11 protein-coding genes are annotated in these 12,115 nt (G+C 70.3%); 9 read left to right on the forward strand and 2 right to left on the reverse strand.

All coding sequences use genetic code 11. The annotated features are described in order from the left end of the window. Nucleotides 1-9: 9 nt before the first annotated feature. Nucleotides 10-351: a hypothetical protein gene (locus ACH4D5_RS09690; protein WP_398300355.1), complete on the reverse strand. Its 342-nt coding sequence runs from the start codon at nt 349-351 to the stop codon at nt 10-12. Nucleotides 352-951: 600 nt separating this feature from the next. On the opposite strand from ACH4D5_RS09690, the gene ACH4D5_RS09695 reads away from it, so the two are divergent. Next, complete coding sequence (locus tag ACH4D5_RS09695; RefSeq protein ID WP_398300357.1) at nt 952-2,019, forward strand: DUF2690 domain-containing protein; 1,068 nt, start codon at nt 952-954, stop codon at nt 2,017-2,019. A 458-nt stretch (nt 2,020-2,477) separates the two neighbouring features. Continuing rightward, on the forward strand, nt 2,478-3,467 hold the full coding sequence (locus tag ACH4D5_RS09700) for a malate dehydrogenase (RefSeq protein WP_398300359.1): 990 nt from the start codon (nt 2,478-2,480) through the stop codon (nt 3,465-3,467). A 116-nt stretch (nt 3,468-3,583) separates the two neighbouring features. Here ACH4D5_RS09700 and ACH4D5_RS09705 read toward each other — a convergent pair whose 3' ends face one another. Then, nucleotides 3,584-3,925: a hypothetical protein gene (locus tag ACH4D5_RS09705; protein ID WP_398300361.1), complete on the reverse strand. Its 342-nt coding sequence runs from the start codon at nt 3,923-3,925 to the stop codon at nt 3,584-3,586. 72 nt (nt 3,926-3,997) lie between these two features. Here ACH4D5_RS09705 and ACH4D5_RS09710 point away from each other — a divergent pair, with 72 nt between their 5' ends. From ACH4D5_RS09710 to ACH4D5_RS09740, 7 genes are all read left to right on the forward strand, one after another. Further along, the gene (locus tag ACH4D5_RS09710) at nt 3,998-4,243 is read left to right on the forward strand and encodes a helix-turn-helix transcriptional regulator (RefSeq protein ID WP_398300363.1); all 246 of its coding nucleotides are present in this window, start codon (nt 3,998-4,000) and stop codon (nt 4,241-4,243) included. Then, nucleotides 4,243-4,803, forward strand: a complete 561-nt coding sequence (locus ACH4D5_RS09715) for a hypothetical protein (RefSeq protein WP_398300365.1) — start codon at nt 4,243-4,245, stop codon at nt 4,801-4,803. The genes ACH4D5_RS09710 and ACH4D5_RS09715 overlap by 1 nt, the downstream gene beginning before the upstream one ends. Before the next feature lie 84 nt (nt 4,804-4,887). After that, on the forward strand, nt 4,888-6,417 hold the full coding sequence (locus ACH4D5_RS09720) for an aldehyde dehydrogenase family protein (RefSeq protein ID WP_398300367.1): 1,530 nt from the start codon (nt 4,888-4,890) through the stop codon (nt 6,415-6,417). A 51-nt stretch (nt 6,418-6,468) separates the two neighbouring features. Continuing rightward, complete coding sequence (locus ACH4D5_RS09725; RefSeq protein WP_398300369.1) at nt 6,469-8,001, forward strand: GMC family oxidoreductase; 1,533 nt, start codon at nt 6,469-6,471, stop codon at nt 7,999-8,001. Then, entirely contained in the window at nt 7,998-9,107 is a 1,110-nt protein-coding gene (locus tag ACH4D5_RS09730; RefSeq protein WP_398300371.1) for a glycine betaine/L-proline ABC transporter ATP-binding protein, read from the forward strand. The genes ACH4D5_RS09725 and ACH4D5_RS09730 overlap by 4 nt, the downstream gene beginning before the upstream one ends. Beyond that, complete coding sequence (locus ACH4D5_RS09735; protein WP_398300373.1) at nt 9,107-11,083, forward strand: ABC transporter permease; 1,977 nt, start codon at nt 9,107-9,109, stop codon at nt 11,081-11,083. The genes ACH4D5_RS09730 and ACH4D5_RS09735 overlap by 1 nt, the downstream gene beginning before the upstream one ends. A 1-nt stretch (nt 11,084) precedes the next feature. Further along, nucleotides 11,085-12,065, forward strand: a complete 981-nt coding sequence (locus ACH4D5_RS09740) for a glycine betaine ABC transporter substrate-binding protein (RefSeq protein WP_398300375.1) — start codon at nt 11,085-11,087, stop codon at nt 12,063-12,065. Nucleotides 12,066-12,115: the final 50 nt, after the last annotated feature.

The raw sequence follows: 12,115 nt of genomic DNA on the forward strand, positions 1-12,115 counted from the left end.
TTCGGTGGCTCAGCAGGTGACCACCTTGCCGTAGGAGCCGCGGCCCCAGTTCCACTCCCACTGCTGGTTGGGCTGGTACGTCAGACACGGCGAGTCGTTGCCCCAGTCGATGACGACCTTCAGATGCATGGCCCGGCCGCAGTGGTTGGTCACCTTCACGTACTTGCGGTGCTTGATGACGTCTCGCTTGACGCAGGCGGGGGCGGTGCCGCGGAGCGAGGCGGCCGTGGTGGAGGCCGCCGGGGTGGAGGCCGCCGGGGTGGCTGACGCCGCAGGGGTCGTGGCCAGGGCCGTGCCGAGGAGGGCGGACGCGGTGATGACGGTGCCGGCGAGCCGCTTGCCGTATTTCATGTGCGGGTCCCTTCGGGGGTCGTGCTGAGCGGTGTTGACACCGGTGCGGCTGGTGTCGCTGGTGTCGCTGGTGTCGCAACGACTCTGCCGAGATCCTCGGGTCCGGGGCCGCAAGACATGGCCGAAGTCGCCCTTTCGGGGACGCCGTACGCTCCGTATAGGGAAACGCGTACGGAGGGACGCGTACAGGCACATGGCTGGGGTGACGGCGCCCGTCCCCACCCCCGTGGGAGGACGGGCACCGTCGGTCGGGGAGATGCGATTCCTGCTGGAACCTCCCGATGTAAGCGGTGCGTTCCGCTCGTGATCCAGAGTCATGGACCCGCCAACCCCGGACAAGGGATGACCGGTCCCTGTGGCACGGAGGTGACCATTCCGCAACGGTGTTCGAGGTGTGCAACGGTGCTGGTCGGCCGGGCCGGGGCGGGTGGGGCGAGCAGGGTGTTCGGGGGTGTCTCGTACTGCTGTCCGGGGGCGGTTCTCTGCTTCCGCCCCCGCTTCGGGAACTGACATCCTGGCTCCGAGCATCCCTCTGGGTAGTCCTGGACGGGTCGGCGTGGGGGAGCAGGACGGGAACGTACGGGGGGAATTGGGGGAGCAATGCCTCGTTGGAAGGCGCTACCGGAAGAGCTCGACCCTGAGATCAAGGAGTTCGTCGGGCAGCTGCGCAGACTGGTCGACCGCAGCGGGCTGAGCATCGCGGCGGTGTCCGACAGGACCGGCTACAGCAAGACGTCGTGGGAGCGCTATCTGAACGGGCGGCTCCTCGCGCCCAAGGGGGCGATCGTCGCGCTGGCGGAGGTGACGGGTACGCAGCCCGTGCACCTCATCACCATGTGGGAGCTGGCCGAGCGGGCGTGGAGCCGGTCCGAGATGCGGCACGACATGACGATGCAGGCGATCCGCATCTCGCAGGCGCGGGCCGCGCTGGGCGCGACGGGGGCGCACCCGACCGGGCCGGCGCGGCCCTCTTCCGGCTCTCCCGCTTCCGCTGCCCCTCCTTCCACTCCCGTGTCTCGAGGCGGACCCGTCGTGGGGGTGGCGGGGCCCGCCGGGGTGTCGCCCACCGTGCCGCCGCAAGGGGGCGCCGGGGGCAGCCAAGGAGTCTTCGGAGCTGCGGCCCCCTTCGGTGAAGGGAGCGGAAGCGGGGACTCGCCCGACGGGCAGCGGCGGCGCAGGAAGCTGACGATGTTCCTCGCGGGCGTGGTGGGCGCCCTCGTCGTCATCGCCGCCGCGGTCTTCATGACCGGTTTCGGCGACGACGACAAGGGCGACGACAAGGCGAAGCCGTCCGCGACGCCGACCGCCAAGGACACGAAGCTGCCCGCGGGGGTGGAGTGCAGCGGCAAGGACTGCGCGGGCAAGGACCCCGAGAACATGGGGTGCGGCGACGAGCTGGCGAGGACGACGTCGCGGGCGACGGTCGGCACGACGCTGGTCGAGGTGCGGTACAGCAAGACGTGCGGGGCCGCGTGGGCACGGATCACGCAGGCCACACCCGGGGACGAGCTCACGATCACGGGGTCGGGGAGCGGGGCGTCGGCGAAGCAGAGCAGCACGGTGAACGAGGACTTCGACGCGTATACGCCGATGGTGGCGGTGACGTCGGGGACGGCGGCGAAGGCGTGCGCGACCTTGACCTCCGGTGAGACGGGCTGCACGGACTAGCCCCCCGGCCTGCCCCTGCGGTCAAGCGGCCCTACTGTCCTGCCGCCTCCGCCTGCCGCGCTGCCCCGCAAATGGCTGCTCCGGACGGTGATTTGAGGGGTTGGCGAGAAAGTCGGGTGGGAGGGGGCATGACATGCGTTGCGGAGGGCAGGCGGACCGTACCCCCACGGGAGTGGTCACACCCCCACGGCGGCCGCCACGCTCCCCCCTCACGTGGCGGCCGCCCCCCCGGGCAACAGGGCGTCCCCCCAGCGGAGTGCTGTGGGGCGGGCCACACCGACCCGGCCGCTAGGGGCGGGCGGGGCGCGATAGCCTGACGGCGGATCTCTCTTGATGCCAAGAGATCGATCATCGAGAGGCGATCGAGGACTCGAAGAGGCGTCGGCGGGGATCCAGGAATCAGGGGATCCAGTAGAGGGACACGGGACCCCACCGCCAGCTGTCTTACGGAGATCGCCATGACCCGCACTCCCGTGAATGTCACCGTCACCGGCGCGGCCGGCCAGATCGGCTACGCGCTGCTCTTCCGCATCGCCTCGGGCCACCTGCTCGGCGCGGACGTGCCGGTCAACCTGCGCCTTCTGGAGATCACGCCGGCGCTGAAGGCCGCCGAGGGCACCGCCATGGAGCTCGACGACTGTGCCTTCCCGCTGCTGAACTCCATCGAGATCAGCGACGACCCGAACGTCGCCTTCGACGGTGCCAACGTCGCGCTGCTCGTCGGCGCCCGCCCCCGCACCAAGGGCATGGAGCGCGGTGACCTCCTGGAGGCCAACGGCGGCATCTTCAAGCCGCAGGGCAAGGCCATCAACGACCACGCCGCCGACGACATCAAGGTGCTCGTGGTCGGCAACCCGGCCAACACCAACGCGCTCATCGCGCAGGCCGCCGCCCCGGACGTACCGGCCGAGCGCTTCACCGCGATGACCCGCCTGGACCACAACCGCGCGCTGTCGCAGCTCGCGAAGAAGACCGGCTCGTCCGTCGCCGACATCAAGCGGCTGACCATCTGGGGCAACCACTCGGCCACCCAGTACCCGGACATCTTCCACGCGGAGATCGCCGGCAAGAACGCCGCCGAGGTCGTGAACGACCAGGCCTGGCTCGCCGACGAGTTCATCCCGACCGTCGCCAAGCGCGGTGCCGCGATCATCGAGGCCCGTGGCGCCTCGTCGGCCGCCTCCGCCGCCAACGCCGCCATCGACCACGTCCACACGTGGGTGAACGGCACGGCCGCCGGCGACTGGACCTCCATGGGCATCCCGTCCGACGGTTCGTACGGCGTGCCGGAGGGCCTCATCTCCTCCTTCCCCGTCACCGCGAAGGACGGCAAGTACGAGATCGTCCAGGGCCTGGAGATCAACGACTTCTCGCGTGCGCGCATCGACGCGTCCGTGCAGGAGCTCACCGAGGAGCGCGAGGCCGTCCGCGGTCTCGGCCTCATCTGATTGCGCTGAGCCCACGCGTACGCGCGCGACTGAAAGACCGCCCCCCGGCAGCCGTCAAGGCCGCCGGGGGGCGGTCTTATTGGTCGACGAGCTGTGAGCGCCTCAGTCCCGCCGGCTCAGGTGCGGGAGGCGTCCACCGCCTGCAGTGCCGCCGCCTCCTTGGACAGCAGGACCGCCGACGCCAGGCTCAGGCCCGGTTCGGCCTGGCGCAGGGCCTTGACCGCGTGGACCGAGTCGGCGGGGCCCGTGTGTCCGGCGGCGGTGATCCGGCGCAGGGCCCAGCGGCCGCGTATCTCGGAGTCCGGGACGGCGGCCGCGCGGGCGAGGAGCGCCGCCGCGCGCTCGAGGCCGGGGCGGTCCTTCTCGTCGGCCGTCGCGAGCGCCTCGCGCAGCTCCTCCGCGACCGCGTCCGTGTCGCGCAGGGCGATCACCATCAGTTCCCGCTTCGTGCCGAACATGTCTTCCGCTCCCTGTCCTCGTGGCCCTAGGGGCTCTTGCTGTCGTACTCACAAATGTAGTACTTCTTATACATGAGTGAGCACGTGCACAACAGATTGGCGATGGTGCGCGCCGAGCGGAAGGTGTCGCGTCAGAGCCTGGCCGAGGCAGTGGGAGCCCACTACCAGACCATCGGCTACATCGAGCGAGGGCAGTACAACCCGAGCCTCGACCTCGCGCTGAAGATCTCGAAGTTCTTCGAGCTGCCGGTCGAGGCGCTGTTCTCCCTCGAACCGTTCCGCCCGCTCACGGACGAGGTCTACGGGAGGAAGCAGTGATGAAGACCGACGAGCGCCCCATGACCGGCTACGACCGGCGGATGTACGCGATCATGAACCGCCGCGAGGGCGCTCCGCTCTACGCCACCGCGGCCCGCCGCCGCGCCGCCGTCGTCACCCACATGGTGCTGACCGGCGCGGGCATCGCCTGCTGGCTCTACTCCGTGCTCGGCGACGAGCGCTGGGCGACGTTCGGGATGCTCGGGATCCTGCTGCCGTGGTGCGCGGCGACCGGTGTCATCAACGGCGCGACCCGCGGCCTCCTCGAGCTGCGGCTGCGCGCCCTCGACGAGCGGCAGCGCGCCGAGAAGAACCGCGTGGTGTCCCGTGCGCACTACGTGATGCTGTGGCTCCTGCTGGCCACGACCGTGGGCGTGGGGGTCGCCGGGCTGGCGGGCGTGGAGATCGAGGGGCTGGTCTTCCCCGTGCTGTTCAGCGTGTTCGTCGTGCACTGGCTGATGCCGTTGTGGCTGGCGGGGCTCACGGTCGGTGACGACCCGGTGGGCGACGAGGCCGACGAGATGGTCGCCGTCGGGGGTGCGGAAGCCGCCGGTCGCTAGTGACGCAGCGCACGTATGAGACACGCATGCATTGTTCCGGTCAGGGAAGGTGCACCCGGCTGCCGCGAGTGACGGGCGGGGCATATGACAGGAACGGAAGGCAAACGGGACGTGTCGGCACAACAGACCATCCATGTGGGCGGAGAGTGGCTTGCGGCCGCCTCCGGCGCCACCCGCGAGATCCTCGACCCGGCGGACGCCAAGCCGTTCGCCGTGATCGCCGAGGGCGGAGCGGACGACGCGGACGCCGCCATCGCCGCCGCCCGCAAGGCCTTCGACGAGGGCCCGTGGCCGAGCACTCCGGTCGCCGAGCGCGCCGCGCTGCTGCGCCGCGTCGCCGATCTCCTCGTACGTGACCGCGAGGAGATCGGTCTCCTGGAGAGCCGTGACGCGGGCAAGACCCTCGAAGAGGGCCGTGTCGACGTGGACTGCGTCGCCGACGCCTTCCGTTACTTCGCCGACCTGGTGATCGGCGAGGGCGCAGGGCGCGTCGTGGACGCCGGGTCCGACGACATCCACAGCGTCGTCGTGCACGAGCCCGTCGGCGTCTGCTCGATGATCACGCCCTGGAACTACCCCCTGCTCCAGGCCAGTTGGAAGATCGCGCCCGCCCTCGCCGCCGGCAACACCTTCGTCATCAAGCCCAGCGAGATCACCCCGCTGACGACGGTCGCGCTCATCGAGCTGCTCGTCGAGGCCGGGCTGCCCGCGGGTGTCGCCAACATCGTCACCGGGCCCGGCCACACCGTCGGCGCCCGGCTCGCCGACCACCCCGACGTCGACCTGGTCTCCTTCACCGGCGGCCTCGTCTCCGGCACCAAGGTCGCCCAGGCCGCCGCGCTCGGCGTGAAGAAGGTCGCCCTGGAGCTCGGCGGCAAGAACCCCAACGTCGTCTTCGCCGACGCCTGCGCCACGGACGAGGGTTTCGACACCGCCGTCGACCAGGCGCTGAACGCCGCCTTCATCCACAGCGGGCAGGTCTGCTCCGCCGGTGGCCGCCTCATCATCGAGGAGTCCGTGCGGGAACGTTTCGTCGCCGAACTCGCCCGCCGCGCCCAGAAGATCAAGCTCGGGCGCGGCACCGAGGACGGCGTCGAGTGCGGGCCGCTCGTCTCGGCGCAGCAGCGCGAGAAGACCGAGATGTACGTCGCCTCCGCTCTGGAGGAGGGCGCGGTGCTGCGGTCCGGCGGCAAGCGGCCCGAGCCGAGCGAGGTGCGGCCCGCCGAGGGGTACTTCTACGAGCCGACCGTGCTCGACCAGTGCCACCGCGGGATGAAGGTCGTGCGGGAAGAGGTCTTCGGGCCCGTCCTGACCGTCGAGACCTTCCGTACGGAGGACGAGGCCGTCGCGCTCGCCAACGACACCGAGTACGGCCTCGCGGGCGCCGTGTGGACCAGCGACCAGGGCCGTGCGAGCCGCATGGCACGGCGGATGCGCCACGGCACCATCTGGATCAACGACTTCCACCCCTACCTTCCGCAGGCGGAGTGGGGCGGCTTCGGCAAGAGCGGCGTCGGACGCGAGCTCGGCCCCGCGGGCCTCGCCGAGTACCGCGAGTCCAAGCACGTCTACCAGAACCTGGCACCGCGGCCGGTCCGCTGGTTCGCCGGCTGAGCCCTCGGCACGTACGACCCCTCATTACGCGCAGAACGTTGGAGTAACCGCATGTCCCAGACCGAGTTCGACTACGTCATCGTCGGTGGCGGCACCGCGGGATCGGTGATCGCTTCCCGCCTCACCGAGAACCCGGACGTCACCGTCGCCGTCATCGAGGGCGGCCCCAGCGACATCGACCGTGAGGACGTCCTCACGCTGCGCAAGTGGCTCGGTCTGCTCGGCGGCGAGCTGGACTACGAGTACACGACCACCGAGCAGCCGCGCGGCAACTCGCACATCCTGCACAGCCGCGCCAAGGTGCTCGGCGGCTGCTCGTCGCACAACACCCTGATCTCCTTCAAGCCGCTGCCGTCCGACTGGGACGAGTGGGAGGAGGCGGGCGCGGCCGGCTGGAACGCCAAGGCCATGGACCCCTACTTCGGCAAGCTGCGCAACAACATCGTGCGCGTCGCCAAGAAGGACCAGAACCAGATCGCCACCGACTGGGTCGAGGCGACGAAGACCGCGCTCGGCGTCCCGGAGATCGTCGGCTTCAACGACAAGCCCTTCGACGAGGGCGTCGGTTTCTTCGACCTCTCGTACCACCCGGAGAACAACAAGCGCTCCTCCGCGTCGGTCGCCTACCTGCACCCCCACATGGAGGCCGGTGACCGCCCGAACCTCCACCTCTTCCTGGAGACCTGGGCGACCAAGCTGGAGCTGGACGGCAAGACCGCCCGCGGCGTCCACGTGCGGATGAAGGACGGCGAGGAGTCGCTGCTCACCGCCCGCCGCGAGGTGCTCGTCTGCGCCGGCGCCATCGACACGCCGCGCCTGCTCATGCACTCCGGCATCGGCCCGAAGAAGGACCTCGAAGCCCTCGGCATCCCGGTCGTCCACGACCTGCCGGGCGTCGGCGAGAACCTCATCGACCACCCCGAGTCGGTCATCGTCTGGGAGACCAACGGGCCGATCCCCGGCAACTCCGCGATGGACTCGGACGCCGGTCTGTTCGTGAAGCGGGACCCGGACCACAAGGGCCCGGACCTGATGTTCCACTTCTACCAGATCCCGTTCACCGACAACCCGGAGCGCCTCGGCTACGAGCGCCCCGAGCACGGTGTGTCGATGACCCCGAACATCCCCAAGTCCCGCGCCCGCGGCCGCCTCTACCTCACGTCGGCCGACCCGGAGGTCAAGCCCGCCCTCGACTTCAAGTACTTCGAGGACGAGGGCGACTACGACGGGCAGACCCTCGTCGACGGCATCAAGCTGGCCCGCAAGGTCGCGCAGGCCGAGCCGTTCAAGAAGTGGCTCAAGCGCGAGGTCTTCCCCGGCCCCGACGTCACCGACGACGCCGAGATCAGCGAACTCGTCCGCAAGGCCGCGCACACCGTCTACCACCCGGCGGGCACCTGCCGAATGGGTGCTTCCACTGATGAACTCGCCGTGGTCGACCCGGAGCTGAGAATCCGGGGCCTGGCAGGAATCCGTATCGCGGACGCATCCGTCTTCCCGACGATGCCCGCCGTGAACCCGATGATCGGAGTGCTCATGGTCGGGGAGAAATGTGCCGAGATCCTTGGTGGTGACGGCCGATGAGCGAGGCCACCGCGACGATCGCGGACCAGGAAGAGACAGCAGCGGACGGACCCGTCTTCGCCGTCAAGAACCTCTGGAAGGTCTTCGGACCCGGCGCCGAGCGCATACCCGGCAACGAGGAGGTGCACGGCCTCAGCCCCGCCGAACTGCGCGAGCGGACCGGTTGCACCGCCGCCGTGCGCGACGTGTCCTTCGAGGTCAACAAGGGTGAGGTCTTTGTCGTCATGGGCCTGTCGGGCTCCGGCAAGTCCACCCTCGTACGCTGCCTGACCCGGCTCATCGAGCCCACCTCCGGCGCCCTCGCCATCGACGGCGAGGACGTCCTCGCCATGGACAAGGCCCGCCTGCGCGAACTGCGCCGCCACCGCGCCGCCATGGTCTTCCAGCACTTCGGTCTGCTGCCGCACCGCTCGGTCCTCGACAACGTCGCGTACGGCCTGGAGATCCAGGGCGTCGGCAAGGCCGAACGCCGCGCCAAGGCCCTCGAAGTCGTCAAGAAGGTCGGCCTGGAAGGACTCGAACAGCGCAAGCCCGGCCAGCTCTCCGGCGGCCAGCAGCAGCGCGTGGGCCTGGCCCGCGCCCTCGCCGTGGACCCCGAAGTCCTCCTCTTCGACGAGCCGTTCAGCGCCCTCGACCCGCTGATCCGCCGCGACATGCAGGAAGAAGTCGTCCGCCTGCACCGCGAAGAGGGCCGCACCATGGTCTTCATCACCCACGACCTCAGCGAGGCCCTCAAGCTCGGCGACCGCATCGCCCTGATGCGCGACGGCCGCGTCGTGCAGCTCGGCACGCCCGAGGAGATCGTCGGCTCCCCGGCCGACGACTACGTACGCGACTTCGTGCGCGACGTGGTGCGTGCCGACGTGATGAGCGTGCGCAGCGCCATGCGCCCCGCCGAGGGCGACGAGGAGAGCGCCGGTGCGGCGCTCGCCCCCGACGCCAAGGTCTCCGAGGCCATCGAGGCCGTCGCCCGCACCGGCTCCCCGGTGCGCGTGATGGACGGCAAGCGCTGCCTCGGCGTGGTGGACCACGCCGGGCTGCTCGCCGTGGTCGCGGGCACCGCGACGGCGTCCCCTGTCCCCGGCCGGGGCGAGGCGATCGCCTGATGGCCACCGCCACCGCCTCGGGCCCCGTCCGCGACACCGGAATCGGCGCGCTCCTGCGACACCGTGCCGTCGGCAAGCTCCTGCTGCTCGCCGTCGCCGCGGCCGTACTCGTGCCGATCGTCAACGCCAAGTGGGCCTCCGGCGCCTGGCCCGACGCGCTCACGGTCGATCTGACCGAGCCGCTCGGCAAGACGACCGACTGGATCATCGACAACCGCGACAGCCACCCGCTGTTCACCTACTTCCTCGGGCACGTCTCCAACGCCATCGTGCTCTCCGTGCGCGGCGTCTACCTCGTGCTGCTCGCCGCAGGATGGGCGGGCGTGACCATCGGCGCCGGGCTCGTCGCCTGGCGCGTGGCGGGCGTCAGGCTCGCCGTCCTGGCGTCGGCCTCGTTCGCCGTGTGCGGGCTGCTCGGCATGTGGGTGCCGACCATGCAGACCCTCGCCCTGATGATCGTGGCGGTCCTCGTCTCGGTCGTCATCGGCCTGCTGCTCGGCCTCGCGGGCGGCCTGAACGACCGGATCTTCCGGATCCTGCGGCCGGTCCTCGACACCATGCAGGTGCTGCCCGCCTACGCCTACCTGCTGCCGTTCGCCCTCGTCTTCGGCATGGGCGTCCCCGCGGCCATCATCGCGACCGTCGTCTACGCCGCCCCGCCCATGGCCCGGCTCACCGCGCTCGGCCTGCGCGGCGCCGACGGCGGCGTGATGGAGGCGGTGACCTCGCTCGGCGCGACCGGCCGGCAGCGCCTGTTCTCCGCGCGCCTGCCGCTCGCCCTCAAGGAGCTCCTGCTCGGCCTCAACCAGACGATCATGATGGCGCTCTCCATGGCCGTCATCGCCTCGGTGATCGGCGCCGGCGGTCTCGGCGACCGCGTCTACCAGGCGCTCTCCACCGTCGACGTCGGCCAGGCGCTCGCCGCCGGCATCCCCATCGTGCTGCTCGCCGTGGTCCTCGACCGCGTGACAGGCGCGGCCGGGGAGAGCACGGGCGCGCACGCCGAGGACACCTCGCCGCTGCGCGGCTGGCGCGGCTGGTCCGTCGCGGGCGCCCTGACGGTCGTCGCCGCGCTCGCCGCCCGCTTCGCGGACCGGGTGGACTGGCCGACCGACTGGGTCGTCAACATCGCCCCTTCGGTCAACACCGCCAAGGAGTGGATGGTCGACCACATCTACACCGGCGTGCCCGTCGTCGGCGGCACCGCCGACTGGGCGTCGCACTTCACCACCTGGATCCTCAACCCGGTCAGGGACGGCCTCCAGGGTCTGCCCTGGTGGTCGGTGCTGCTCGTCGTCGCCGCGCTCGCCTGGCTGATCGGCACCTGGCAGACGGCGCTCACCGCCGTCGCCGCGATGGCCGCGATCGGTGTGCTCGGCGTGTGGGACAAGTCCCTCGACACGCTCGCGCAGGTCCTCGCCGGTGTCGCCGTGACCCTGGTCCTCGGCTTCGCGATCGGCATCGCGGCGTCCCGCAGCAAGCGGTTCGAACGCCTGCTCCGCCCGGTGCTCGACGTGTTCCAGACGATGCCGCAGTTCGTCTACCTCATCCCGGTCGTCGCCCTCTTCCGCATCGGCCGCGCCCCCGCGGTCGCCGCTGCGGTCGTCTACGCGCTGCCCGCCGTCGTCCGCATCACCACGCAGGGCATCGGCCAGGTCGACGCCGCCGCGATGGAGTCCTCGCGCTCGCTCGGCGCCACGAGCTGGCAGCAGCTGCGCAAGGTCCAGCTGCCGCTGGCCCGCCCGGCCCTCATGCTCGCCCTGAACCAGGGTGTCGTCCTCGTCCTCGCCGTCGTCGTCATCGGCGGTCTGGTCGGCGGTGGCGCGCTCGGCTACGACGTGGTGTTCGGCATCGCGCAGGGCGACCTGGCGACGGGCCTGGTGGCCGGTGCTGCGATCGTCTGCCTCGGCCTGATGCTCGACCGGGTCACGCAGCCCACGGAACGCCGGCCCCGCCGCGCGAAGAAGGGAGCCTGACATGCGAGTTCGTCACATGCGGGTTCGTACGCGTGTCATGAGTGCCGTCACGGCCGCCGGCGCGCTCCTCGCGCTCTCCGGCTGCGGCGCCGCCGACATGAGCAAGCAGGCGTCGCCGTACGCGAACGCCGCGGGAGCCAAGACGGTGACCCTCTCGGTCCAGTCCTGGGTCGGCGCGCAGGCGGACGTCGCCGTCGCCGAGTACCTGCTCAAGAACGAGCTCGGCTACCGCGTCGACAAGGTCCAGATCGACGAGGTGCCCGCCTGGGACGCCCTCAGCCAGGGCCGCGTCGACGCGATCATGGAGGACTGGGGCCACCCGGACCAGGAGCAGCGGTACGTCAAGGACAAGAAGACGATCGTCCCCGGCGGCGACGTCGGCGTGACGGGGCACATCGGCTGGTACGTCCCGACGTACTTCGCGAAGAAGCACCCGGACGTCACCGACTGGAAGAACCTCAACAAGTACGCCGACCAGTTCCGCACGTCCGAGAGCGGCAGCAAGGGCCAGCTCATGGACGGCTCCCCGTCGTACGTGACGAACGACAAGGCGCTGGTGGAGAACCTGGACCTGGACTACCAGGTCGTCTTCGCGGGTTCCGAGGCGGCGCAGATCACCCAGATCGAGCAGTTCGCCAAGCAGAAGAAGCCGTTCCTCACCTACTGGTACAAGCCGCAGTGGCTGTTCGAGAAGGTGCCGATGACGGAGGTGAAGCTGCCCGAGTACAAGGAGGGCTGCGACGCCGACCCGGCGAAGATCAAGTGCGCCTACCCGCACACGCCCCTGCAGAAGTACTTCAACGCGGACTTCGCCAAGAACGGCGGCAAGGCCGCGGAGTTCCTGAAGAACTTCAAGTGGTCGGAGGAGGACCAGAACGAGGTCTCCCTGATGATCGCCGACAAGAAGATGTCGCCGGAGGACGCGGCGAAGGCGTGGATCGACAAGAACGAGTCGAAGTGGAAGGGCTGGCTGCCGAAGTAGCCCCTCCCGTGGAGTGGTGCCGGGTGCCTCGCGAGGGGGCGCCCGGCACT

Origin of the sequence: Streptomyces sp. NPDC018029, assembly GCF_044327655.1 — a bacterium.
In the GTDB taxonomy this organism is placed as follows: domain Bacteria; phylum Actinomycetota; class Actinomycetes; order Streptomycetales; family Streptomycetaceae; genus Streptomyces.